This is a genomic window from Empedobacter sp. UBA5528, assembly GCF_002426075.1.
GTDB lineage: Bacteria > Bacteroidota > Bacteroidia > Flavobacteriales > Weeksellaceae > Empedobacter > Empedobacter falsenii_B.
Genome location: NZ_DINY01000044.1, coordinates 22855 through 49127 on the forward strand (window position 1 = coordinate 22855; position 26273 = coordinate 49127).

Genomic DNA, 26273 nt, shown 5'->3' on the forward strand with positions numbered 1-26273 from the left:
CATGAAATGTGCAATTGTAACAGGTGGTTCTCGTGGAATTGGAAAAGCAATTTGTTTGAAAATTGCCGAAGAACATGATTATCATCTTTTGATAAATTATAATTCGAATGAAGCTGCTGCGTTAGAGACTTTGAAAGAAGTTGAAGCATTAGGAGGAACAGGAGAAATTTTAAAATTTGATGTGGCTGATGCAAATCAAACGCAACAAGTTTTAACCGAATGGACAGAGAAAAATACAGATGCAATTGTAGAAGTTATTGTAAACAATGCAGGTATTACGAAAGACAATTTGTTTATGTGGATTTCTCAAGAAGATTGGTCAAATGTGATTAATACAAGCTTGAATGGTTTTTACAACGTAACTCATTTCTTTATTAATCCATTATTGAGAAATAGATTCGGAAGAATTGTTAATATAGTTTCTGTTTCTGGTTTGAAAGGAACGCCAGGACAAACAAACTATTCTGCTGCAAAAGCTGCTGTGATAGGTGCTACGAAAGCATTGGCACAAGAAATAGCAAAACGTAATGTAACTGTGAATGCTGTTGCACCAGGTTTTATCGAAACGGATATGACAGATGAATTGGATCAACAAGAATTAAAGAAGTTGATTCCAGCAAATCGTTTTGGAAAAGCCGAAGAAGTTGCTGATTTGGTAAGCTTTTTGGTTTCTAAAAAATCGAGTTATATCACAGGAGAGGTTATTAATATAAATGGAGGAATTTATTCTTAGATAAAATGAGTCAAAGAGTAGTAATAACAGGAATGGGCATCTATTCTTGCTTAGGAACATCATTAGAAGAGGTAACAGAATCTTTGCGTCAAGGAAAATCAGGAATTATTTTTGATGAAGTACGCAAAGAATTTGGCTTTAAATCAGCTTTGACGGGAACTGTTCCAGTACCAGATTTGAAACCTTTTTTGAATCGTCGACAACGAATTACAATTGGTCAAGAAACAGAGTTCGCTTATATGGCAACTTTAGAAGCGTTGAAAAATGCTAATTTGACGGAAGAGTATATCAAGACTAACGAGGTCGGAATTATATATGGAAACGATAGTGTTTCAAAAGCAATTATTGATGCAATAGATATTGTTCGTGAGAAAAAAGATACTGAATTAATTGGTTCTGGAGCGATTTTCAAGTCAATGAATTCTACTGTAACCATGAATCTTGCAACAATTTTTGAGTTGACTGGAATTAGTTTTACGATTAGTGCAGCTTGTGCAAGTGGTTCGCATTCGATTGGATTAGGTTATATGATGATCAAAGATGGTCTGCAAGATATGATTATTTGTGGAGGAGCACAGGAGATTAATAAGTATGCAATGGCAAGTTTTGATGGTTTGGGTGTTTTTTCCGAAAATGAAGCAAATCCTACACAAGCTTGTCGTCCTTTCGATAAAAATCGTGATGGATTGGTGCCGAGTGGAGGTGGAGCAACATTGATTTTAGAAAGCTATGAATCCGCAGTAAAACGTGGTGCGCCAATTATTGCTGAGGTTTTGGGTTATGGTTTTTCGTCGAATGGTGGACATATTTCTACGCCAAATGTAGATGGGCCAGCAATTGCAATGAATAGAGCGTTGAAACAAGCAAAAATTTCTGCTGATGAAATTCAATATATCAATGCACATGCGACTTCTACGCCAGTTGGTGATGCGAACGAAGCAAAAGCGATTGACCAAGTTTTTGGAAAAACGAAACCTTTTGTAAGTTCTACAAAATCGATGACGGGACACGAATGTTGGATGGCAGGAGCAAGTGAGATTATTTATTCTAACTTAATGATGATGAATAACTTTATTGCACCAAATATTAATTTCGAAGAAGCAGACGAAGATTCAGTTAAATTAAACATTGTTAAAGAAACCTTAAATAAAGAATTTGATGTATATTTGTCGAATTCTTTTGGATTTGGTGGAACGAATTCTGCCTTAGTAATTAAAAAATTTAACTCCTAATATGGTGAAAAGTAAAATCGCTGAAAAATTAAATGCTATCTTAATTGATGAATTTGAAGTTGATCCTTCTGTGATTTCAGAGGAAAAAAATATTAAAGAATCTTTAGATTTAGATAGTTTGGACTATGTTGATTTAGTGGTAATCATTGAATCTAATTTCGGTGTGAAATTAATTAAAGAAGATTTTCAAAATATGATAACTTTTGAAGATTTCTATGCAATTGTAGAACAAAAGTTAGAGAATAAATAACAGATATGAAACAATGGGATGGTCGTTCTAAAGGAACGGTCCTGGGATACAAAATATTTGTCAACGTTATGAAAAAGCTCGGAATTAAGGCTGCTTACTCAGTCTTAATTTTTGTAGCTTTTTATTATTTTATAACGGCTTATAGCAGTAACAAATCTATTTACGAATACTTTCGTTATCGATTAAATTTTTCGGTTTTCAAATCAATTTTAAGTGTTTACAAAAGTTACTATACTTTTGGACAAGCCTTGATTGATAAAACAGCGATTAATGCAGGTTTACGTAACAAATATTCGTACGAATTTGATGGAATAGAATTATTAAGAAATCTATTGAATCAAAAACAAGGCGGAATCTTAATAAGTGCACATGTTGGTAATTTCGAAGTTGCTGAACATTTTTTTGCAGATATTGACTTTGATTGTCAAATTAATTTGGTTACAACAGATTTAGAACGAAATGTTATCAAAGAATATTTAGAAAGTATTTCGAAGAAACCTTCGGTAAAGTTTATCTTGATTCAAGAAGATTTATCTCATATTTTCGAAATAAATAATGCGCTTAGTCGAAACGAATTAATTTGTTTTACAGGAGATCGTTATTTCGAGGGAAATAAAACGATGTCTGAAGTGCTCCTTGGAAAACAAGCTAATTTTCCTGCAGGACCATTTTCTATTGCTTCTCGCTTGAAAGTGCCCGTTGCTTTTGTGTATGTAATGAAGGAAAAAAATCTACACTATCACTTATATGCGCGTCAAGCAAATTTCAAACATCGTGATGCAAATGCACTTTTGAAAGAGTTTTGCGTCAATCTAGAAACCATTGTAAAAAAATATCCTTATCAATGGTTTAATTATTTCGATTTTTGGATGTAAATTAGCCCACAATATGAATTTTCAAACCACTAAAAAACCTAAACTTTTACATGAAATGCAACGTATTAGTTGTTTATTACTCTCAGTCAGGACAGTTAAATGAGATTGTCGATCAAACAACATATGATTTAGTTCAAAATCAAGATATTAATTTAACGAAATACAAGATAGAAATGGAAGAGGAATTTCCTTTTCCGTGGGATTTTTATTCTTTTTTCAATGCTTTTCCAGATAGTTTTCTTCAAAAAGAAAAGAAGATTAAACCAATTCCGACTGAAATCTTGAATCAGAAATATGATTTAATTTTATTGTATTATCAAGTTTGGTTTTTATCACCATCTATTCAAATAAATTCTTTTTTAAAGGATAAACAAGTACAGCAAATTTTAGAAAATTCTAAAATAATTACAATTAGTGGTTCGCGAAATATGTGGTTTTTGGCACAAGAAAAAATCAAAACCATATTAAAAGAACGACAGTCTAAATTAGTCGGAAACATCGCATTGGTCGATCATACACCAAATTTAGTAAGTGCAATGACAATTGTAAATTGGATGTTTTCGGGCGTTAAAAAACGAATGTTCAATTTGTTGCCTTTGCCAGGAATTAGTGAAAAAACTATTCAAGAAAGTAGAAGATTTGGTAAAATTATTCTAAATTCAATCCAAAATAATAATTACTCTAATCTACAAGAAAACTTAATTGAATCTGGAGCCGTTGAGGTAAAACCTTTTTTAGTTTCTGTTGATACAAAAGGGAATCGAATGTTTAAAGTTTGGTCTAAAATTATTGATTCTAAACAAGGTAAACAGCGAGAAAAGTATTTGAAATTCTTTTATTATTATTTAATTTTAGCTATTTGGATAATATCTCCACTAGTAAATTTGTTATATATTATATTTTATCCGTTCAACTATTTTAAATATAAAAAACAGGTAAAATATTTTCAAGGAATAGAATAATATGCAAAATGTATATATAACGAAAACGTCGAAGTTTTTGCCAAATCAACCAATTTCTAACGAAGAAATGGAAGATTTTTTAGGAAAAATTAATCAAATTCCTTCAAAAGCTCGAAGAATCGTTTTAAGAAATAATGGAATCAAAACGCGTTATTACGCTCTCGATAAAACTGGAAATGTCACACATTCTAATGCCGAATTGACGAGTAATGCAATTACAAATTTATTTGATACACAGTTCACAAAAAATGAGGTAGAAGTGTTGTCTTGTGGGACTTCAACGCCAGATTTGTTGTTGCCTTCTCATGCCGCGATGGTACACGGTTTATTGCAAAATAGTGTTTCGGTAGAGTTAAATTCTTCTTCGGGAGTTTGTAATTCGGGGATGAATGCGCTGAAATTTGGTTATCTTTCGGTAAAGTCAGGTAATTCTAAAAATGCAGTTTGTTCAGGTTCTGAGCGAGTTTCGACATGGATGAAAGCAGAAAAATTTGAGCATGAAGTTGAGAATTTAAAAGAATTAGAAGAGCAACCAATTATAGCATTCAAAAAAGATTTTTTACGTTGGATGTTATCAGATGGGGCCGCAGCTTTTTTATTGCAAAATCAACCAAACGAAGATTCGATTTCGCTTAAAATAGAGTGGATGGAATCTTATTCTTACGCACACGAATTGGAAACATGTATGTATGCCGGAGGTGATAAATTACCGAATGGAGAAATGAAATCTTGGAGCGATTTTTCTTCGGAAGAATGGTTAAAAGAATCCGTTTTTTCTTTGAAACAAGATGTCAAAGTTCTGAATGATAATATTTTGATAAAAGGCGTAGAAAGCATGAAAGCTGCAATGGATAAACATCAATTATCTTCAAATGAAATTGATTATTTATTACCGCATGTCTCGTCAAATTATTTTGTTCAAGGTTTATATGACGAATTTTGTAAGAGAGATATTTATATTCCGTTAGAGAAATGGTTTATGAATTTAAGCAAAGTTGGAAATGTGGGTTCAGCGTCTGTTTTTTTGATGCTTGACGAACTATTTCAAGACGGAAATCTTAAAAAAGGAGATCGTATTATGCTTTGTGTACCAGAAAGTGGGCGTTTTTCGTATTCGTACGTCTATTTAACAGTCGTTTAAAAAATGAATAAAATACAATTACCCAATCATACAATAGGATTTATCAAACAATTGATTCCACAGCGTGAACCAATTATTATGGTAAATGCTATTTTTGAATATGAAGAGGAAAAAGTTGTTGGAGGCTTAACGGTCAAAAACGATTCGATTTTTGTCGAAAATAATCAATTGAAAGAATCTGGAATATTAGAACACATGGCACAAACAGTTGCTTTGTATACAGGTTATCAATTTTACATTCGAGATGAATCGGTTCCAACAGGATATATTGGCTCGATGAAATCAATAGAGATTAATCGTTTGCCAAAAGTGAATGAGAATTTAACAACAACAGCAACTATTTTGCACGAAGTAATGGGAGTGACTTTGGTTTCGATTGAAACAAAGATAGAAGGAGAAGTAATTGCAAAAGGAGAGATGAAAACAGTGATTGCAGAAACATAATTTTATGAAAGTAAATCAGGAAATTGATATTCAACAATTTCTTCCACATCGTGAACCAATGCTTTTTGTAGACAAGATTTCTTGGATTGAGAAAACCTATGTTGAAGCTTTATTTACGATAAAATCGAATCAATTATTTATTCAGAACGAATATTTTGCAGAAGTTGGTTTATTGGAAAATATGGCGCAAGTTTGTTCGACAATTATTGGACAAAATTATTTTATCAATTTTTCTGATGTACATAAAGGTGATGTAATAGGTTTTATTAGTTCGATTAAACAAGCTGAAATTATGCAATTGCCAAAAGTTAATCAAACCATTATAACAAAAGCAACGTTGTTAGAAGTTTTTGATTACGATGAATTTACAATTAGTTTGATGCAAGCAAAAGTTATATTGAATGACGAAATAATTGCGACAGCTACAATGAATTTAATGCTTCAAAACCATAAAAAATGAAACAATCTGAAGTACCACAAGATAAAGGACATCTCAAGAATTTCAACGAAGTTTATTACGCAATTGATGAACAGGGAGAATTTTCCCAAACATTGAGTGCGGGTTGGGAAGCGAAGAATATTGTTCAGTCCGAAACCTTAAAAATTTTGGAGGAACGTATAGAGGAAGCAAGACAAAAAGTAATTGATGGAAAAGCAAGTCCAATTTTATATTTCATGGAATTGAAACGTATGGATTGGGAAATTTTGTCTAATTATGTCGAAATTTGGAAGATTTTTGTCAAAAGACATGCGAAACCAACTGTTTTCTCAAAATTAAAAGAATCAACACTAAAAAAATATGCCGAAGCTTTTGAAATTTCGGTTGATGAATTAAAAAACTTTGATGGAAACCATAACTGATTTTAAACATTTTCAATCAGCACATTGCGAAAATGGAGTAGCATCTAATTTATTAAAAAATAAAGGAATTGAGATTTCAGAACCAATGATTTTTGGAATTGGCTCAGGACTTTTTTTTGTGTTTTTACCTTTTCTAAAAGTCAATCACGCACCTGCAATTAGTTATCGTCCGATGCCAGGAATGATTTTTAATCGTGCAGCAAAAAATCTTGGTATAAAGGTTAAACGTCATAAATTTCGCTCTACAAAATCTGCCCAAACATTCTTAGATGAACAGCTTTTGGCCAATCGACCTTGCGGCTTACAGGTTGGTGTGTATAATTTAACTTATTTTCCAGAAGAATATAAATTTCATTTTAACGGACATAATTTAGTTGTTTTCGGTAAGCAAGATCAAACGTATTTAATCAGTGATCCTGTGATGCAAGAAACGACAAAGTTGACTGAAAATGAGTTAGAAAAAGTGCGTTTTTCGAAAGGTGTTTTAGCACCAAAAGGACATTTATATTATCCTGAATTTATTCCAGAAAATATAGATTTTGAGAAAGCAATCAAAAAAGGAATTAAGAAAATGTGTCGTGAAATGTTAGCACCAGTTCCGATTGTTGGTGTTCGAGGAATCAGAATGGTTGCGAAACGAATTAAAAAAATGCCAAAGAAAATTGGGAATGCAAAAACGAATTATTTTTTGGCACAAATGATTCGAATGCAAGAAGAGATTGGGACAGGAGGTGGAGGTTTTCGTTATATTTATGCTGCTTTTTTACAAGAAGCTTCACAAAAATTGAATCAACCAAATCTGAATGATTTTGCCTTAGAAATTTCTGCAATTGGGGATAAATGGCGAGATTTAGCTCTAAATGCATCAAGAGTTTATAAAAAACGAAACAATGCACAAGATATTTACGATGTGATTTCGGATCAATTATTGGAATTAGCAGATTTGGAAGAATCGTTTTTTAAACGTTTAAGAAAAGCAATTTAGTCACAGATGATTGAAATTGAAAAATTATATAAAAAATATAAAAATTCTGATGTTTTTGCGCTAGAAGATTTTTCTTTGACGATAAAACAGAACGAAATTCACGGTTTACTTGGTCCAAATGGAGCAGGGAAAACAACCTTGATGTCGATACTTTCTGGATTGATTAAACCAACTTCTGGTAATGTTGTGATTCAAAATTTAAATCAAAAAACAGATTTAAAAAAGATTCAAAAAATCATTGGAATTGTTCCGCAAGAATATGCGTTGTATCCAACGTTGACAGCGAGAGAAAATTTAGAATTTTTTGGAAAAATTTATAAAGTTCCTTCAAAAGAATTACACGAAAAGATTCAGCTTTTGACTGAAAAAGTAGGAATGAGTAAGTTTTTAGATAAAAAAATTGATTCTTTTTCGGGAGGAATGAAACGTCGCATTAATTTATTGGCAGGAATTCTTCATCAGCCAGAAATTCTTTTTTTAGATGAGCCAACTGTTGGCGTTGATATACAATCAAAAATTGCATTATTAGACTATTTACAAGAGCTTCATCAACAAGGAATGTCGATTGTTTATACATCTCATCATATGGCAGAAGCCGAAGATTTTTGTACGCAAGTCACGATTATGAATCAAGGAAAATCAATTGTTACAGCTGAACCGAAAGAATTAATCAAGCAAGTGAATGTATATAATTTGGAGGAAGCTTTTGTTAATTTAACTAAATTATCGTGATATGTTGAGCCAACTTTTAGCATGTATAAAGAAAGAAATTTTATTACTTATTCGTGATATTGGCGGATTGGTGATTCTTTTTATTATGCCTTTGATTTTGGTTATTACGGTGACTAAAATTCAGAAAAGTACCTATGATTCTTTTGCTGAAGCAAGTATTCCTGTTCTATTTATTGATCATGATCAAGGTAGTATTTCTGCGATTGTAAAAAAACATATTTCACATTCAGGAAATTTAAAAATTGTAACTGAATTAAATGGGAAAAAATTAACGGAAGATGAACTGAAAACTGAAGTTTTTAAAGGAAAATACCAAGTTGGAATTGTAATTCCAGCGAAATTATCAAAGGATTTGAATTATAAAATCAATCAAAATGTTGAGAAAATTCTGAACGAATTTGCTTTTGATAGCACGCAAGTTAAATATAATCAACAAGTCAATCCAAAAACGATTAAATTATACTTTGATCCTGCAACTTCATTGGCTTTCAAAGAAAATGTGTCGAATGTTTTGGATAAATTAATTACAGATACTGAGAATAAAAGTATTTACAAAGCATTTCAACAAGAGATGGGATCAAATGATTTAGGATTTCAAAATGAGAAGTTTATTCATTTTCAAGAGATTGTTCCTGAAGATTCTAAATCAGTTTTGAAACCAAATGTTACACAACATAATGTGCCTGCATGGACATTATTTGCGATATTTTTTATTGTTGTTCCGCTTTCTATCAACATTGTAAAAGAAAAAAGTTTAGGCACACATATTCGACTATTAACAAGTCCAATGCCTTATTCTGTTCAAATTATCGGAAAAACCATCACGTATTTAATCATAAGTTTATTGCAATTTACAATGATTTTATGTGTCGCTAAATTAGTCTTTCCATTGATTGATTTACCAGGTTTCAAAACGGATGGCATATTATTTTCTATTTACGGATTAACTATATTTGCTTCTTTGGCAGCAATTGGATTAGGACTTTTAATAGGTACAATTGCGAAAACCCAAGAACAATCTGCACCTTTTGGAGCGACTTTAGTCGTTATTTTAGCTGCAATTGGTGGTGTTTGGATTCCAGTTTTTGCGATGTCAGATTTTATGCAACATTTTGCGAAAATATCACCGATGAATTGGGCACTCGATGGCTATTATAGTTTAATTCTGCGAAATCAATCTTTTCTTCAGATTGTTCCGAATATTATTTTGTTAACTTTGTTCTATATTATTACCTTGTTTGCCGCTATATATTATGATAAGTTCAGAAGAGAAGATTAAAACATTAGTACATAATTCCAATTTCGCAGTACGATTCAATGAAACCGATCCGTTGGGAATCGTGTGGCATGGGAATTATATTACGTATTTTGAAGATGGAAGGGAAGCTTTTGGACGTCATTTTGGGATTAGTTATTTGGATATTCAAAAAAGCGGATTTGTAACACCAATCATTAAGTCGGTTTGTGAACATAAATTTCCATTGAAATATGGCGATAAATGTAGAGTAGAAACAACTTTTGAAGATACTTTGGCTGCTAAAATGATATACAGATTCAAGATTTTCAATCAAGATGAAAAATTGGTTTGTATTGGAGAAACGACTCAAGTTTTTTTAGACAACGAAGGAGATTTAATGTTAACATTGCCACCATTTTTTGAAGAATGGAAGAAAAAAGTAGGATTGTTGTAATGGAAAAAGTTTACATTAATCGTGCAAATATTTTAACGCCTTTCGGAAATTCAATTGAAACAAATTGGAATGAATTGTTGAAAGGAAATTCGGCTGTTTCTAAAATTGATTCATTTGGTCATTTAAAGAATTTTTATGCTGGGAAAATTGAGGATGATATTTTCTTAAATTTAAAAAATGAACTAAAAGATAATCAACATTATACACGATTAGAAATAATTGGTATTTCAGCTCTTCAATCTATTATTGAAAAATCAAAAATTTCACAACGAACTGCTTTTGTACTTTCAACTACAAAAGGAAATATTGATCAACTTTCTGATTCTTTAGAAAAAGTTTCAATTCCAAATTTTGCAAAGAAAATTGCAGATTATTTTGGATTTAAAACTGAACCAATTATCATTTCAAATGCTTGTGTTTCTGGAGTTTTAGCAGTTAATGTTGCAAAACGTTTCATTGAAATTGATGAGTTTGATGATGCATATGTTTTGGCTTTGGATGAGTTGACAGATTTTGTTTTGACAGGTTTCAATTCTTTTCAAGCAATGGATTTTGAATTATGTAAACCATTTGACAAAGATAGAAAAGGTGTTAATTTAGGCGAAGCTGCGGCTTGTGTTTATCTTTCAAAAAGTCAAGAAGAAAATAGTTTTCAGATTTTGGGTGAATCTTCAATTAACGATGCAAATCATATTTCTGGACCATCTCGAACGGGTGAAGGTTTGGTCTTGAGTATAGAAGTCGCGATGAAAGAAGCCAATATTTCATCAAATGAAATTGATTATATTTCGGCACATGGAACGGCGACATTGTATAACGATGAAATGGAAGCAATTGCTTTTAATCGTTTACAAATGGATAAAACTCTGACAAATAGTTTAAAAGCTTTTTATGGACATACATTGGGCGCTTCTGGATTGTTGGAATTAATTATTGCGATGAAGCAAGCTGAAGAAAATTTAGTTTTGAAAAGTCATAATTTTAGTGAAATAGGAACTTCAGTTCCATTAAATATTTTGAATGAAAATCTTCAAAAAGAAGTCAATATTATCTTGAAAACTTCATCTGGTTTTGGAGGAAGTAATGCTGTAATTATTCTAAAAAAAGTTCAGAATGACTAAAGTTGAGATTAAAAACGAACAAGTTTGGTTGAATGATGAACTTCATTTTGAAGATTCTTCAGGAGATTTTGGTATATTTTCGAAAAATTTCTTCAAATCTTTCGAAATTGATTATCCAAAATTTTATAAAATGGATTATCAAAGTAAATTAGCTTTTTTAGCTGCCGAAATTTTGTTGAAAGATGAGAATACTTTAAATGAAAATCAAGATATTGCATTGGTTTTTGCAAATCGAAATTCGAGTTTAGAATCAGATTTGAAACATCAACAAAGTATTCAATCTACTGATGAAATTTTTCCAAGTCCTGCTGTTTTTGTTTATACATTAGCAAATATTTGTTTAGGTGAAGTAAGTATTCGTCATGGATTGAAGACAGAAAATGCTTTTTTTATTTCGAAAAATTTTAATGAAGAACAATTAAAAAAATATGCGAATTATTTAATTCGAAAAAACAAAGCAAAGAAAGTTGTTTTGGCTTGGGTAGATTATTTACAAGGTGATTACGAAGCGAAAATGTACTTAATAGATTAAAAACAATATTAGTTTACAATAAAAAATACTATGGAAAATTTAATTAACGACTTAAAAGTAAAAATTATCGAAATTTTAAACCTTGAAGATGTATCAGTAGAGGATATCAAAAATGATGATCCTTTATTTGGTGACGGTTTGGGATTAGATTCAATCGATGCTTTGGAGTTGATTGTTTTATTGGATAAAGAATATGGAATCAAAATTACTGATCCAAAAGAAGGAAAAACAATCTTTCAATCGGTAGAAGTAATGGCAGATTATATTGAAAAAAATAGAACAAAATAATGCATAAAAAAGTTGGAATAACAGGAATGGGAATTATTTCGGCAATTGGTAAGAATGTCGAAGAGAATTTCGATTCATTAATTCATCAAAAGCATGGTTTATCATGCCTTGAAAATTTTGATTCTATTCATAAAAATGAAATTTTTGTAGGTGAAATTAAATTATCGAATGATGAATTAGCAACTTTTTTAAACTTATCTTCAGAGAATAATTTCTCTCGAACAGCGATGTTAGGACTAATAGCTGTGAAAGAAGCTCTGAAAAATGCAGGAATCGAAAACGTAAATGAAGTCAGAACAGGACTGATTTCTTCGACAAGTGTGGGAGGAATGGATATGACGGAAAATTATTTTTTGGATTATGAAAACCTGCCCGAGAAACAAAAGTATATTTCGAGTCACGATGCGGGCGCTTCTTCCAATCAAATTGCAAATGAAATTGGTTTGAAAGGCTTTGTTTCTACAATTAGTACGGCTTGTTCTTCGGCTGCGAATGCGATTATGTATGGAGCGCGCTTGATTAATTCAGGAAAATTAGATAGAGTGATTGTTGGCGGAACGGATGCTTTGTCAAAATTTACCATTAATGGATTCAAAAGTTTGATGATTTTGAGTGATGAGTTTAATCAACCATTTGATGAAAATCGAAAAGGTCTAAATCTTGGTGAAGCAGCAGCTTATTTAGTTTTAGAATCAGAAGAATCAGTTCAAAAGTCAAATAAAAAAGTTCTTGGTTATTTAGTTGGTGCTGGAAATGCTAATGATGCATTTCATCAAACAGCTTCGTCTGAAAATGGAGAAGGAGCGTATTTGGCGATGAAAAAAGCGTTCGAAACTTCTATTATTCAGCCTTCAGAAATCGATTATATTAATGTTCATGGAACTGCAACAAACAATAATGATATAACAGAAGGTCGAGCTTTGAAGAGAATTTTCCGAGAAAATGTCCCTAATTTTAGTTCTACAAAACCATTTACAGGTCATACGTTGGCTGCTGCAGCGAGTGTAGAAGCGGTATTCAGTTTGTTGAGTATTCAACATAATCTTGTTTATCCAAATCTTAATTTTCAATCTCCGATTGAAGAGTTGAATATCTTTCCGACCACAAAATTGGAAAAGAAAGATATTGAATATGTGTTATCAAATTCGTTTGGTTTTGGAGGAAATTGTTCAACTTTAATTTTTTCTAAATCATGAAAGAAGTATTTGTAAACGGATTAGGCTTTGTAAATGTGCGATTTATAGATATAATAACTGATGATTTTCTTCCTTTAGAAGCTTCTATTACTAAGGCAAAATCGCCTTCGTTAAAAGATATTATTTCTCCTGCGATGAGTCGTAGAATGGCTTCTGGTGTAAAAATGGGAATTTATTCTTCTCTAAAAGCATTGAATGAGGCAGGAATTAAACAACCAGAAGCAATAATTACTGGAACTGCTTTGGGTTGTTTGGTTGATTCTGAGAAGTTTTTGACAAATATTATTCAAAACAAAGAAGAGTTTTTGACGCCAACAGCTTTTATTCAATCTACGCACAATACAGTTGGTTCTCAAATTGCTTTGCATCTTGGTTGTAATGCGTATAATTTCACGTATACAAATGGTTTTAATTCGTTTGAAAATGCACTTCTAGATGGTTTTTTACAAGTTGAAAATCAAGAAGTAAATAACGTTTTGGTTGGTGGAATTGATGAAATTGGAGAAAGAACATATCAGTTGTTACAATTAATTGGTGAGATTGAATCAGAAGAAAATCAAGGAATTAAATATAGTGAAGGTGCTCATTTTTGTGTTTTATCTAATAAAAGAAATGAAAATTCTTATACAAAAGTTTTAGATGTTTCTATTTTAAATCAATTTGAAGATTTATATTCCGAAATTTTAAAATTCATTCAATTGAATCATATTGATTTAACCGATATTGATTCGATTATTTCTGGTGAAAATTTATTGAATATTAATGATTTAAATCAACTTGAGTTATTTGGATACAAAGATTTTATTGGAGAATTTGGAACTTCCTCTGCTTTCGGATTTGTGTTAGGTTGTGAATTATTGAAAAATCAAACTTTACCAAACCAATTCAAAAAGAATGACGTAAAAGCTGAAAGTTATAAAAACGTACTTTTAGTGAATGGTCATAAAGGTAAAGATTTGAGTTTAGTATTGCTTCAATCGATATGAAATTCAGAGTAGTCACAATCCTTTTTGTAGTTATACTAATTTGTTTATCAATTGGTTGTTTTACAAAAGGTTTGTCTTTTTTTTATTTGTTTATACCTTTTATTATTTGGTTGTTATTGACAATTTTTGGAGCTTTTGAAATTCGATTTAACTATTTTTTGAAAGCTTATCATCGAGGAAATAATCATTCAGAGAAAATAATTTCTCTTACTTTTGATGATGGACCGACGGAATTTACACTAAGAATTTTAACCATTTTAGAAAAAAATAGTGCAAAAGCAACTTTTTTTTGCATTGGTAGACAAATCGAAAATTATCCTGAAATTCTTGAAATAACTCATCAATCAGGACATTTGATAGGGAATCATACATTTCATCACTCTTCTAAAAATGGTTTTTATTCAACAGAAAAAATCATTGATGAAATCGTTTCTACCAATCAACTTATTGGAGAAAAAATAAACGTTACGACGAAAATTTTTAGACCACCTTTTGGTGTCACAAATCCACATATAGCAAAGGCTTTAAATAAAACACAACATAATGTAATTGGTTGGGATATTCGTTCTTTGGATACAGTTATCAATGATGAAAAAAAATTATTGAACCGAATTACTGGTCGAATAAAGCCTGGTTCTATTATTTTGATGCACGATACTTCAGACAAAACTGCGAATGTTTTAGAGCAATTATTCGTATTTTTACAAAAGGAAAATTATAAAGTAGTTCCATTAAATGAACTCTTGAAAATTGATGTATATGAAAACTAAAATCTTCATTTTATTAGCTTTTTTTCACTTGACAATTTTTGCGCAAGAAAGTAAAATGAGTAATGCTGAAATTGAGAATTTCAAAAAAGATATTATAGCTGATTCTAAGAAAATACAAACGTTGACGGCTGATTTTACACAATATAAAGTGATGAGTTTCTTGGATAAACCAATTGTTTCGAAAGGAAAATTGTACTTGCAAAATCCTAAAGCGATGCGTTGGAATTATACACAACCAATTGATTATAATGTGATTTTTAACAATGGAAAAATTTACATTAATGATGAAGGGAAAAAATCGAGTGTAGATTTACAAGGAAATAAAAAATTTGAAAAATTAAATCAATTAATTGTCGGAAGTGTAAGTGGAAATTTGTTTGATACAAACGATTTTATCATAACTTTTGCGAAAACTGATAAATCTCGAATTGCAAAATTACAACCAAAAATAAAGGATGTAAAAAAGTACATCAAAGAAATTCAGTTGACGTTTTATTCAGGTCAATCAACGGTTACAGAAGTCAAATTAATTGAACCTTCGGATGATTACACGAAAATTTTATTTACCAACAAATCTTTAAATAAAACAATAAATGCGTCTGTTTTTAATCCTTAGTTTTTTCATTTTAACCTCTTGTGGAACGACTTACAAAATTGCTGATATACAAGAACAACAAAAGGATGAAAGGGAGTTTTTGAACCCATATTTTAGTTCAACTGATAAAGAGTATAGTTATCGTTTCAAGATTACGTTCATGAAAAAGGAAATGAAAGGTAATTTTGTTGTGAAAAAATTGGGTTACAACTCGCATCGTGTGGTAATGACGTCTGATTTTGGGAATACGTTATTCGATTTGTCAGTTACAGACCACGATTATACATTGAATTATGTAATGCCAGATTTGAAAAAAAAAGTGGTTGTAAAAACTCTTGCAGAAGATTTACAAGCTATTTTTAAGAATGATTTTCAAGTTGATGAGCATATAAAAACGACAGATCAAACGATTTTAAAATCAAAAGAAGTGAGTTTAATTTTTGCTAAGAATGAATCAAATTATTTTAAAGAATTGGTTCATTTAAAGAAGAATAAAATAAAAACGATTAATCAATTTTCAGGAGATCAAACAGATTTTCCTGATCAGATTTTAATCAAACATAATCACTTCAATTTAAGTATCACACTTACAAAAGTAAATATACAATTAGAGGAAGAGTAAACTAACGTACAAATCATCTTTTTTTAGATTATATTTGTAACTCAAAACTATTACAAATGCTTATTCCTAATCTATATATCATTAAAAATACTGAGAAAATTGATGAAAATAATTTTAAAGTTCAAATTGAATTAAATCCAAATCATCAAGTTTTCGAAGGTCATTTTCCAAATAACCCAATTACACCTGGTGTTTGCATGATGCAGATAATAAAGGAGATAACAGAAGGTTTTGTTTCGAAAGATTTGTTTTTGTCTAAAGTTTCGAATGTGAAATTTATGGCGACAATAAATCCGTTTATTAATCCTATTTTGGATTTGAGTTTGAATGTTGTTTGTGAAAATAATGAAGTGAAAGTGAAAAATTCTTCATTTTTTGAAACGACAAATGCGTTAAAATTTAGTGCAATTTATAAAGTTTTAGATTAATGAAAACTCTATTATCTATTTTTTTATCGGTTTCATTTTTCTTTGGATTAACCTTATCCGAATTGAGAACAGATTTTGAAAACGCTTCAAAATCATCGAATAATGTATCTATTTTGTATAATAAATTAGATAATTATTCAGGTGATAATCAAACAATTATTGCATATAAAGGTGCGTCTAAAATTCTGAAAGCAAGGTATATAAAAGATAAGGAAACGAAGAAACAATATTTTACAGATGGAGCAACTTTGATCAATAATTCGATAAAAAAAGACTCTAAAGATGTTGAAAATCGTTTAATTCGATTGATTATTCAAGAGAATATTCCAAAGTTTATCAAATACAATCAAAATATACAAGAAGATAAAACATTTATTGTCGAAAATTTTAGTTCTGCACCAAAAGAAGTAAAAACTTTGGTGAAATCGTACGCCAAAAAATACAATACTTTTACAGCGCAACAGCTGAAAAAACTAAATTAATCAATGGATTTTTCGATTATTCGACATAAAATAGACGAACAAAAAGTTTGTGTACTTATTCCGACTTACAACAATCATAAAACATTGAAGCGTGTGATTGACGGAGTTTTAGATTACACGAATCAAATTATAGTTATAAATGATGGATCGACGGATTCTACTTCTGAAATTTTAAAAGATTATCAGAATCAGTTTATTGTAATTGAACTTCCAGAGAACAAAGGAAAAGGAAATGCACTTCGTATTGGTTTTAAAACTGCGCGAGAAAAAGGCTACCATTATGCATTGACAATCGATTCTGACGGTCAACATTTTCCATATGATATTCCAAATTTTATTACAGAATTAGATCAAAAAAATAAGCCTGTTTTAATTATTGGAAGTCGTCAAATGGAGCAAGATGGAATTCCGAAGAAAAGTAGTTTTGGAAATAAGTTTTCTAACTTTTGGTTTTGGTTCGAGACTGGAATTAAGCTGAATGATACACAATCTGGTTATCGTTTGTATCCGTTGAAATTTATTCCGAAAAAGTTTTGGACAAATAAATTCGAATTCGAAATTGAGATTATTGTACGAACAGCTTGGAAAGGAGTTGAGGTGACCAATATTCCGATTGATATTTTGTACGATCCAAACGAACGAGTTTCACATTTTCGTCCATTTCAAGATTTTACGAGAATTAGTATTTTGAATACTTTTCTGGTTTTTTTGACGATTTTTTACATCAAACCACGAAATTTTTTCTTCAGTTTCAAAAAAAAAAATATACGAACATTCATTAAAGAAGATATTCTAGGGAGTAATGATAGCAATAAAGTAAAAGCGCTTTCAATTGCTTTGGGAATTTTTCTTGGAATTGCACCATTTTGGGGCTTTCAAACTTTTTTATCCATTTTTTTAGCGTCGATGTTTCGTCTTAATAAAGTGATTAGTTTCTTTTGTTCCAACATTAGTATTCCGCCAATGATTCCGATAATTATTTATCTTTCTTTGTTGACTGGGGGATTTATTTTGCAAGACAATTTTCAATTGGATTTGAGTTTGGTTTCTTTTGAAATTATCAAAAAAAATCTGCTTCGTTATATTGTCGGAAGTTTAGTTTTAGCTACTTTTTGTAGTATTGTTAGTGGAATTGTAAGTTATTTTTTATTAATTTATTTCAGTCAAAAGACAATTAAGAATGCATAAATTTTTCTACAACATATTTTTACAAATCAAGGCAAATAAATGGTTGAGTGTATTATTTTTTATTCTCTTTTTACTTGGTTGTGTTTTTTTTTCAAATCGACTAAAATTTGAAGAAGATATTACGCGAATCATTCCGAAAGATGAGAAAAATGATGCAATGGCAAAGGTTATTGCTCAATTAAAATTTACGGATAAAGTTGCGGTGATTATCGAAAAAGATAAAGCTGGAACGTTGGATGATATGACGGCGCAAGCAACAGATTTTTTAGATAGTGTTCAGCCGTTAAGTAATTATTATAATGATATTCAAGGTCAATATGATTTAGATAATTTTGCTTCGACTTTTGATTTCGTTCATCAAAATTTGCCACTTTTTTTAGAGAAAGAAGATTATAAAAAGTTAGAACAAAAACTCTTAAAAGATTCGATTGCTTCTATTGTTGAAAGTAATTACAAAAGTTTGATTACACCGACTGGAATTGTTTCAAAAGAATTTATGTTGAAAGATCCGCTTGGGTTGACTTTTGTTGCATTAAATCGTTTAAAAGAAAAGAATTTGACGGATGATTTCGAAGTTTACAATGGATTTATTGTGACGAAAGATCATTCGAAATTATTTCTTTTTATCAATCCTAAATTTTCAGGAAGTGAAACAGAACATAATACTGAATTTGTTAATCGTTTAGAAGAAATTCAACAGCATTTAAATCCAGAATATAGCGGAAAATCAACATTGAGTTATTTCGGTTCAAGCTTTATTGCAGTTGCGAATGCAAAACAAATTAAACAAGATATTATAACAACCGTTTTGATTTCGATGATTACATTAATGATCATTTTAATTGTATTCTATCGAAAAATTTACATTCCGATAATTATTTTTATTCCTTCCGTTTTTGGTTTTTTCTTCGCTTTGGCACTTTTGTATTTTATTCAAGGTACAATTTCTGCAATTTCATTGAGTATTGGAGCAGTTTTATTAGGAATAACAATTGATTATTCGCTGCATATCATGACGCATTATAAGCACAATAGCGATTCTAAAACATTGTTTAGAGAGATTACGAAACCGTTAATCATGAGCTGTACGACAACAGCGATTGCATTTTTGTGTTTACTTTTTGTGAAATCAGATGTGTTGAAAGATTTAGGAATTTTTGCTGGAATAACAGTTATTGTTTCTGGTATTTTTTCTTTATTGATTATTCCACATTTATATCATCCAAAACAAGATGCGATTGAAAATAATTCTTCAATAATAGAGAAGTTAGCGTTCTTTTCATTTCATAATAACAAGATATTGATTGGTGCTTGTGTTCTTTTGATTATTGTGAGTTGTTTTACGTTTAATAATGTCAATTTTGATAAAGATTTATCCAAATTGAATTACGTTCCAACCGATCAAAAAATAGCGGAACAAAAGTTAGAAACATCGTCTAATTCTATCTCAAAATCGTTGTATGTTGTCAATTATGGAAACAATGTAGAAGACGTATTAAATGAAAATATTGCGTTAACAAATAAGTTACAAAAAGCAGAAAATAGAGATGAGATTTTAAGTTATAATTCTATTCAATCGTTGATTTTACCAATTTCTGTTCAACAAGAAAAAATATATGATTGGAAAAATTTTTGGAATTCAGATAAAGTGAATTTTGTAAAGAATGAATTTATCAAGGATGGAAAAAAATATGGTTTCAAAAAAGAAATTTATAATCAATTTTTCTCAATTTTTGATAAAGCATATCAACCTTTAAATTTAGAAGATTATAGAGCATTTAATCCGTCGCTTTTTGAAGAATTTGTTTCGCAAAAAAAAGGTTTTTATACGATTTCTACTTTAGTAAAATTAAAGGAAGAAAGCCGAGAAAACTTCATCAAACAATATCATAATAAAGAAACAATTGTAATTGATCGCAAACAGTTAAACGAAAATTTTTTAGGAAATTTAGTGACAGATTTTAATAATCTTGTCAATTACTCATTTATTGCTGTGTTATTAATATTGTGGTATTTCTTTCGACGTATAGAATTGGTTATTATCAGTGCGATTCCTATTGCGTTATCGGGCTTGGTTACTGCTGGATTGATGGGACTTTTTGATATTAAATTCAATATTTTTAGCAGTATTGTTTGTACATTGGTTTTTGGTCATGGTGTTGATTTTAGTATTTTTATGACGAGTGCTTTACAAAAAGAATATACGACCGGAAAAGATGAAATGCCTACTTATCGCACTTCGATTTTGTTAGCAGTTATCACGACAATTTTAGCAATTGGAGCACTTATTTTTGCTAAACATCCAGCGTTGAAATCAATCGCATCAGTTTCTTTAGTTGGAGTTGTGGCGGCACTAGTGATTACATTTATTTTCTACCCAATTTTATTTCGATTTTTCATCTCAAATCGTCCTAAAAAAGGTAAATCTCCAATGACGTTGTGGTTGGCAATTCAAAGTGGGATTTTCTTCATTTATTTTGGATTATTTGGTACAATAACGTCTTTAATCCTTCGATTTTTTATGCTTATTTTACCAATCTCGAAAGAAAAAAAATATAAACTTTTTGGATGGGGAATGTCAACTTTTATGAAATCTGTGTTGATGTTAAAGCCAACGGTTGTCAAGAAAATTATTAATCCAAATCAAGAAGACTTCAAGAAACAGTCAATCATAATTGCGAATCACACTTCGTTCTTGGATACGTTGGCGATTGGAATGTGTACGCCTAAAATTGTGTTCTTAGTGAACGATTGGGTTTATAAATCGCCGATTTTTGGTCGAGCTGTGAAAATGGCAGGTTTTTATCCTGTTTCAAACGGTGTTGAAAATAATATTGAAGAGATTAAAACTCGAATTGGGAATGAGTTTTCGTTGATGATTTTCCCTGAAGGAACACGTTCTCGAACGAATAATATTAATCGTTTTCATAAAGGTGCATTTTATTTGGCGGAGAAATTGAAACTTGATATTTTACCAATTTATATTCATGGAAATTCAGAGATTATTCCAAAAGGAGATTTTTTAATTTTTGATGGACATATTTATTCAATAATAGGTAAAAGAATTGCTTGGAATGATGAAAACTATGGTTTGAATTATTCAGAACGAACTAAAAGAATCAGTAAGGAATTTAAAAATAATTTTCAAGAAATTCGAGATAAATATGAAGATAAAAACTATTGGAAACAGAAATTATTTTTAAGTTTTTTGTACAAAGAATCTGAAATTATTCAAGTTGTAAAAAAGGATTTTAGTTTGAATAAATCTGTTTATCATCAATTAAATAATGCATTTACAAAAGATGAAAAAATAGTTCATTTTTCGAATGATTTTGGACAAATTGATTTTTTATTATTGATGCAACAAGCAAACCGAAAAATAATAACGTTTGTAAAAGAGGAAGAAAAGCGAGAGATTGCAGCAACAAATTACATTACAAAAATTCGTTCGTTAGAATATCGTTCTGATCTTGATGTTATAGATGATTATAAGACGCTTTTAATTTCTACTGATATTGAAAATATTTATCAAGAAACAATAAATCAATTTGAGAAAATTGTTGTTTTAAAGAATAGAAATATTGACGAATCACTTTTTACAAGTTTTGCCCAACAAACCGAAACAAATGAATACACAATTTACACAAAATAATTCTGAATCTCATTACGATGTAGTCGTTATTGGTAGTGGTTTGGGAGGACTTGTTTCTGCGCTTATTTTGGCAAAAGAAGGAAAGAAAGTTGTTGTATTAGAAAAGAACAATCAGTTTGGAGGGAATTTGCAAACTTTTGTTCGAAATAAAACAATTTTTGATACTGGTGTTCACTATGTTGGAGGTTTGGATAAAGGAGAAAATTTGTATAACTATTTCAGTTATTTGAATATATCCGACAAATTGAAATTGCGCCAGTTGAATAAAAATGGTTTTGATATGATTTCGTTTGATGATGATTCTCAGGAATATCCAATTGCGCAAACGTATCAGAATTTTGTTGATCAATTAGCTGTTTTTTTTCCTGAAGAGAGAGAAAATTTAATCAAATACAGCAAAAAATTAGAGGAAATTTGTTCTGCTTTTCCTATGTATAATTTGAATATCGGAACTTTTGCTGATGAAGAAGATTTTTTGTCGATTAATGCGAAAGAATACATCGATTCGGTTTTCACAAATAAGCGTTTGAAAGCGGTTTTAGTAGGAAATAATTTTCTTTATGTAGGACAAGCAGAGAAAACGCCTTTGTACATACACGCGCTTTCAGTTAACTCTTATATACATTCGGCTTGGAGATGTGTAAATGGAGGAAGCCAAATCGCGAAACTTTTGATCAAAGAACTGAAGAAATATGGAGGTGAAATTTATAAATACCAAGAAATAAAATCATTTGTACAAAACGAGAATGAAGAAGTAATTGGTTGTGAAACAACAAAAGGAAAACGTTTCTTTGGTAATTTATTCATTTCGAATATTGACATTAAAAAAACAATAGATATGTTAGGCGAGCGTAAGTTTGGTAAACCATTTTCTCGACGCGTCAAAAGCTTGGAAGTAACGCCTTCTGCATTTACTATTTATATTGTTTTTAAGCCAAAAAGTTTTTCCTATATCAATCATAATATTTATCATTTTAACTCGATAAATGATGTGTGGGACAGCTACGAAAAAACTACAAATGATTGGCCAAATACATACATTGCAACATTTAGTATGGATCAAAAAGATGAAGAGTATTCGGAAAGTATGACGGTTATGACGTATATGATGTTTGATGAAGTACAAAAATGGGAAGAATCGTATAATGTTGATATTAATGATAATTACGGAAATAGAGGAGAAGAATATGAAGAATTTAAACGTCAGAAAACGGAATTAATCATTCGTAAATTAGAGAAAAAATTTCCTGATATTAGAGAAAAAATTTCTTCAATTCATACTTCTACGCTTTTATCTTATCGCGATTTTATAGGTTCTGAAAAAGGAAATATGTATGGATATTTGAAAGATAGTAATCATCCGATGAAAACATTTATTTCACCAAGATCAAAAGTAAAAAATGTGTTTTTTACTGGTCAAAATGTCCGTGTTCATGGAGTTTTGGGTGTAACGGTTGGTGCATTTGTAACATGTTGCGAAATCCTTGGTGCTGACTATTTAATGAATAAAGTTCATCGTGAAATAAAACTAAATGCGAATGAATAAAACTATTTACTTTTTTACGTTTATTTTTTTTACGTTTATATCTTGTGGCATTAGAAAAAGTTTAGAAAATCGTCCTGATTTGTCTACTTTTCAATCAAAACAATATAGTAGAAATGAGATCAATGATTCACTTTTTTATATTGAAAATAATTTTTTAAAGAAAAATAAAACACAAAATTGGGAACTTTTTGTTTCGGGAGATCCGTTAGAAATTGGTCAAAAAACAGGTGTTTTAACGAAAGAATTATATGCTTTTCAAGAGCAATCTTTCATGAATTTGATAACTGATTTTATTCCTTCTGAAAAGCGCAGAAAATTTCTTTTCAAAGTACTCAAATATTATAATCGAGATTTACATAAATATGTCAATAATGAATATAAAGTACAAATTTATGGACTTTCTGAGTCTGCAAATAATCGCTACGATTCGTTAATAGATAAATATAATCGCAACCTTTTTTTACATGGAGCGCACGATATAGGACATGCTATGCATGATTTGATGTTGGTTGGTTGTTCATCTTTGGCTGTTTTGGATAATAAATCTGAAGATGGAGGTTTGTTGATTGGTCGTAATTTTGACTTTTATGCAAATGATGATTTTGCGAAGAATAAAATAATTTCGTTTATCAAGCCAAATTCTGGTTATCCATATATGTCGGTGACTTGGGGTGGAATGATTGGTGTTTCGTCTGGAATGAATCTGGAAGGGCTTACAGTAACGATAAATGCGGGAAAATCTTCTATTCCACTTAAAGCAAAAACGCCCATTTCTCTCGTTGCTTTAGAAATTTTACAATATGCCTCAACGATTGATCAAGCAATTGAAATAGCAAAGACTAAAAAGGTTTTCGTTTCTGAGAGTATCATGATTGGTAGTTCAAAAGATCATCGTGTGGTGTTGATAGAAATTTCTCCTAAAAAGTTTGGTGTTTATGAAGTTCAAAATCAACCTTATTTAGCTTGTACTAACCATTTTCAGAGTGATGTTTATTTGGATGATAAGCGAAATAATATTCAAAAAGAGGAAAGTCATTCGGTTTATCGTTTTGAAAAAATTGAAGAACATCTTTCGAATGAAAATAAGCTAAATCCCACTAAAATGGTTGAATTATTGCGTGATACAAATGGTTTGAAAAACACTAAATTAGGTTACGGAAATGAAAAGGCTTTGAATCAACTATTGGCGCATCACGCAGTTGTTTTTCAACCAGATAAACGATTGGTTTGGGTTTCGTCAAATCCATATCAATTAGGTGAGTTTACAGCTTATGATTTGAATAAAATTTTTAATGATTCTATTTCAAATTATATGTTAAATGTAGATAGTTTGAGAATAGAAAAAGACAAGTTTGTCTTATCTGCTGATTATTCTAATTATGAAAAATATCGTGAACAAACACACCAAATAAGTAAGTTGATAAAAGAAAACAAGAAGATTGAGGAAACTTTTTTAACAAGTTACATTCAGAATAATCCTGATTTTTGGTTGGTTTATGACAAAGTTGGTGATTATTATTTTCAGCAGAAAGATTATCAACAAGCGAGTTTTTATTATAAATTAGCATTGACAAAGGAGGTGACTACAGTTCCTGATCGAAATAAAATTCAGAAAAAATTATCCAAATGTTCTCGAAAAACGCGTTAACATCCATAGAACTTCAATCTATAGAAGAGATTAAAGAATTTCAAAATCAGAAACTTCAAGAACAGATTAAATATCTTGCGACGCATTCCAAATTTTATCAAGATTTATTCAAAAAATATCAAATTGATTGGCAATCTATTCAAACAACAGAAGATTTAAAATTAATTCCTGTTACAACGAAAAATGATTTGCAAGAGTTTAATAACGATTTTTTATGTGTTCCGCCAACTGAAATCATTGATTATTCCACAACTTCTGGAACGTTAGGTGATCCTGTAACCTTTGGTTTGACGGATAAGGATTTGGATCGTTTAGCAACAAATGAAATGAATTCTTTTCAACGAATTGGTGTTCAAAAAGGTGATGTTGTACAATTGATGACAACGATTGATCGTCGTTTTATGGCTGGTTTGGCGTATTTTCTTGGTTTGAGAAAAATAGGCGCGGGCGTTATTCGTGTTGGCGCTGGTGTTCCGCAATTGCAATGGGATTCGATCCTAAAATATCAACCCAAATTTTTGGTTGCTGTTCCATCTTTTTTGTTAAAAATGTTAGATTATGCAGAGAAAAATAACATCGATTATCAAAATTCATCCGTAAAATCGGTTTTATGTATTGGTGAGTCGTTGCGTGATAAAGATTTGAATCCGTCTTTGTTGACGCAAAAAATAAATTCGAAATGGGATATTCAACTTTTTTCGACTTATGCTTCAACTGAGATGGGAACCGCGTTTACAGAGTGTGATGAATCGGTAGGAGGACATCATCAGCCAGATTTGATTATCACAGAAATTTTAGACGAGAATAATGAAGTTGTACAAGATGGTGAATTAGGTGAATTGACAATTACAACATTAGGAATAGAAGGAATGCCTTTATTGCGTTTTAAAACAGGTGATTTAGTACGCAAACATTCCGATAAATGTATATGCGGGAGTAATTCGTATCGATTAGGACCAGTTGAAGGTAGAAAGCAACATATGATAAAGTACAAAGGAACAACCTTGTATCCGCCAGCTTTACATGATATTTTGAATCATTTTGATGAAATCAAATTACATTTAATCGAAATTTATTCGAACGAATTTGGAACAGATGAAATTTTAATTCGATTAGTTTCAACAGACGAAACCGATGATTTTTTAGCAAAAATAAAAGATTATTTCAGAGCAAAATTACGCGTAACGCCTTCTATAAAATTTGAAACTTTTGAAGAATTACAATCAATTGTTTTCAAGCCAGAAAGTAGAAAACCAATTACGTTTGTTGATTATAGAGAAAGTTAAATATATGAAATAAAAAGTCCACTGAAA

Annotated in this window: 28 protein-coding genes; all 28 read left to right on the forward strand. The window is 30.4% G+C overall.

What is annotated here, in order from left to right; translation table 11 throughout:
* The first annotated feature begins 1 nt into the window (after window position 1).
* The 28 genes from fabG to B4L98_RS10105 are packed head-to-tail and all read left to right on the forward strand — an operon-like array spanning window position 2 to window position 26246.
* On the forward strand, window positions 2–733 hold the full coding sequence (gene fabG / locus B4L98_RS09970) for a 3-oxoacyl-ACP reductase FabG (RefSeq protein WP_291046923.1): 732 nt from the start codon (window positions 2–4) through the stop codon (window positions 731–733).
* Between the two features lie 5 nt (window positions 734–738).
* Window positions 739–1965 (forward strand): beta-ketoacyl-[acyl-carrier-protein] synthase family protein, encoded by a 1227-nt coding sequence (locus tag B4L98_RS09975; RefSeq protein ID WP_291046922.1) that lies wholly within the window; start codon window positions 739–741, stop codon window positions 1963–1965.
* A gap of 1 nt (window position 1966) precedes the next feature.
* Window positions 1967–2215, forward strand: a complete 249-nt coding sequence (locus B4L98_RS09980) for an acyl carrier protein (protein WP_038332291.1) — start codon at window positions 1967–1969, stop codon at window positions 2213–2215.
* Window positions 2216–2220: 5 nt separating this feature from the next.
* Window positions 2221–3090: a lipid A biosynthesis acyltransferase gene (locus tag B4L98_RS09985; RefSeq protein ID WP_291046920.1), complete on the forward strand. Its 870-nt coding sequence runs from the start codon at window positions 2221–2223 to the stop codon at window positions 3088–3090.
* A 50-nt stretch (window positions 3091–3140) separates the two neighbouring features.
* Window positions 3141–4052, forward strand: a complete 912-nt coding sequence (locus B4L98_RS09990; RefSeq protein WP_291052746.1) for a dialkylrecorsinol condensing enzyme DarA — start codon at window positions 3141–3143, stop codon at window positions 4050–4052.
* Between the two features lies 1 nt (window position 4053).
* Window positions 4054–5193 (forward strand): beta-ketoacyl-ACP synthase III, encoded by a 1140-nt coding sequence (locus B4L98_RS09995; protein WP_280049818.1) that lies wholly within the window; start codon window positions 4054–4056, stop codon window positions 5191–5193.
* A gap of 3 nt (window positions 5194–5196) precedes the next feature.
* Complete coding sequence (locus B4L98_RS10000; RefSeq protein WP_291059090.1) at window positions 5197–5637, forward strand: hypothetical protein; 441 nt, start codon at window positions 5197–5199, stop codon at window positions 5635–5637.
* A 4-nt stretch (window positions 5638–5641) separates the two neighbouring features.
* Window positions 5642–6097, forward strand: a complete 456-nt coding sequence (locus tag B4L98_RS10005) for an ABC transporter permease (RefSeq protein WP_114999652.1) — start codon at window positions 5642–5644, stop codon at window positions 6095–6097.
* Window positions 6094–6498 (forward strand): hypothetical protein, encoded by a 405-nt coding sequence (locus B4L98_RS10010; protein ID WP_125350383.1) that lies wholly within the window; start codon window positions 6094–6096, stop codon window positions 6496–6498. Before B4L98_RS10005 ends, B4L98_RS10010 begins: the two co-directional genes overlap by 4 nt.
* Entirely contained in the window at window positions 6482–7483 is a 1002-nt protein-coding gene (locus B4L98_RS10015) for a BtrH N-terminal domain-containing protein (protein WP_291059088.1), read from the forward strand. Before B4L98_RS10010 ends, B4L98_RS10015 begins: the two co-directional genes overlap by 17 nt.
* A 6-nt stretch (window positions 7484–7489) precedes the next feature.
* Window positions 7490–8215 (forward strand): ABC transporter ATP-binding protein, encoded by a 726-nt coding sequence (locus tag B4L98_RS10020; protein WP_221854825.1) that lies wholly within the window; start codon window positions 7490–7492, stop codon window positions 8213–8215.
* Between the two features lies 1 nt (window position 8216).
* Entirely contained in the window at window positions 8217–9494 is a 1278-nt protein-coding gene (locus B4L98_RS10025; RefSeq protein ID WP_221854826.1) for an ABC transporter permease, read from the forward strand.
* Window positions 9469–9906 (forward strand): acyl-CoA thioesterase, encoded by a 438-nt coding sequence (locus tag B4L98_RS10030; protein ID WP_221854827.1) that lies wholly within the window; start codon window positions 9469–9471, stop codon window positions 9904–9906. The genes B4L98_RS10025 and B4L98_RS10030 overlap by 26 nt, the downstream gene beginning before the upstream one ends.
* Window positions 9879–11027 carry a beta-ketoacyl-[acyl-carrier-protein] synthase family protein gene (locus tag B4L98_RS10035; RefSeq protein WP_291078168.1) on the forward strand — a complete coding sequence of 383 codons (1149 nt, stop codon included), beginning with the start codon at window positions 9879–9881 and terminating at the stop codon, window positions 11025–11027. The genes B4L98_RS10030 and B4L98_RS10035 overlap by 28 nt, the downstream gene beginning before the upstream one ends.
* Complete coding sequence (locus tag B4L98_RS10040; RefSeq protein ID WP_286495637.1) at window positions 11020–11559, forward strand: 3-oxoacyl-ACP synthase; 540 nt, start codon at window positions 11020–11022, stop codon at window positions 11557–11559. Before B4L98_RS10035 ends, B4L98_RS10040 begins: the two co-directional genes overlap by 8 nt.
* A 30-nt stretch (window positions 11560–11589) precedes the next feature.
* Window positions 11590–11847: a phosphopantetheine-binding protein gene (locus tag B4L98_RS10045; protein WP_019975316.1), complete on the forward strand. Its 258-nt coding sequence runs from the start codon at window positions 11590–11592 to the stop codon at window positions 11845–11847.
* Complete coding sequence (locus tag B4L98_RS10050; RefSeq protein ID WP_280051371.1) at window positions 11847–13043, forward strand: beta-ketoacyl-[acyl-carrier-protein] synthase family protein; 1197 nt, start codon at window positions 11847–11849, stop codon at window positions 13041–13043. The genes B4L98_RS10045 and B4L98_RS10050 overlap by 1 nt, the downstream gene beginning before the upstream one ends.
* The gene (locus B4L98_RS10055) at window positions 13040–14029 is read left to right on the forward strand and encodes a beta-ketoacyl synthase chain length factor (protein WP_286495636.1); all 990 of its coding nucleotides are present in this window, start codon (window positions 13040–13042) and stop codon (window positions 14027–14029) included. Before B4L98_RS10050 ends, B4L98_RS10055 begins: the two co-directional genes overlap by 4 nt.
* A complete protein-coding gene (locus tag B4L98_RS10060; protein ID WP_280051373.1) occupies window positions 14026–14799 on the forward strand; it encodes a polysaccharide deacetylase family protein in 774 nt (257 codons plus the stop codon). Before B4L98_RS10055 ends, B4L98_RS10060 begins: the two co-directional genes overlap by 4 nt.
* Window positions 14789–15415 carry a LolA family protein gene (locus tag B4L98_RS10065; RefSeq protein WP_409410633.1) on the forward strand — a complete coding sequence of 209 codons (627 nt, stop codon included), beginning with the start codon at window positions 14789–14791 and terminating at the stop codon, window positions 15413–15415. Before B4L98_RS10060 ends, B4L98_RS10065 begins: the two co-directional genes overlap by 11 nt.
* On the forward strand, window positions 15393–16016 hold the full coding sequence (locus B4L98_RS10070) for a hypothetical protein (RefSeq protein ID WP_125350373.1): 624 nt from the start codon (window positions 15393–15395) through the stop codon (window positions 16014–16016). The genes B4L98_RS10065 and B4L98_RS10070 overlap by 23 nt, the downstream gene beginning before the upstream one ends.
* 56 nt (window positions 16017–16072) lie before the next feature.
* On the forward strand, window positions 16073–16444 hold the full coding sequence (locus B4L98_RS10075; protein ID WP_125350372.1) for a 3-hydroxyacyl-ACP dehydratase: 372 nt from the start codon (window positions 16073–16075) through the stop codon (window positions 16442–16444).
* Window positions 16444–16926 carry a hypothetical protein gene (locus B4L98_RS10080; protein ID WP_291065373.1) on the forward strand — a complete coding sequence of 161 codons (483 nt, stop codon included), beginning with the start codon at window positions 16444–16446 and terminating at the stop codon, window positions 16924–16926. The genes B4L98_RS10075 and B4L98_RS10080 overlap by 1 nt, the downstream gene beginning before the upstream one ends.
* A gap of 3 nt (window positions 16927–16929) precedes the next feature.
* Entirely contained in the window at window positions 16930–18114 is a 1185-nt protein-coding gene (locus tag B4L98_RS10085) for a DUF2062 domain-containing protein (RefSeq protein WP_291065371.1), read from the forward strand.
* Window positions 18107–21766: an MMPL family transporter gene (locus B4L98_RS10090; protein WP_286495632.1), complete on the forward strand. Its 3660-nt coding sequence runs from the start codon at window positions 18107–18109 to the stop codon at window positions 21764–21766. The genes B4L98_RS10085 and B4L98_RS10090 overlap by 8 nt, the downstream gene beginning before the upstream one ends.
* Window positions 21741–23312 (forward strand): phytoene desaturase family protein, encoded by a 1572-nt coding sequence (locus B4L98_RS10095; protein WP_291078170.1) that lies wholly within the window; start codon window positions 21741–21743, stop codon window positions 23310–23312. Before B4L98_RS10090 ends, B4L98_RS10095 begins: the two co-directional genes overlap by 26 nt.
* On the forward strand, window positions 23299–24960 hold the full coding sequence (locus tag B4L98_RS10100; protein ID WP_291078172.1) for a C45 family autoproteolytic acyltransferase/hydolase: 1662 nt from the start codon (window positions 23299–23301) through the stop codon (window positions 24958–24960). The genes B4L98_RS10095 and B4L98_RS10100 overlap by 14 nt, the downstream gene beginning before the upstream one ends.
* Window positions 24939–26246, forward strand: a complete 1308-nt coding sequence (locus B4L98_RS10105) for a phenylacetate--CoA ligase family protein (RefSeq protein WP_291078174.1) — start codon at window positions 24939–24941, stop codon at window positions 26244–26246. The genes B4L98_RS10100 and B4L98_RS10105 overlap by 22 nt, the downstream gene beginning before the upstream one ends.
* Window positions 26247–26273 lie beyond the last annotated feature (27 nt).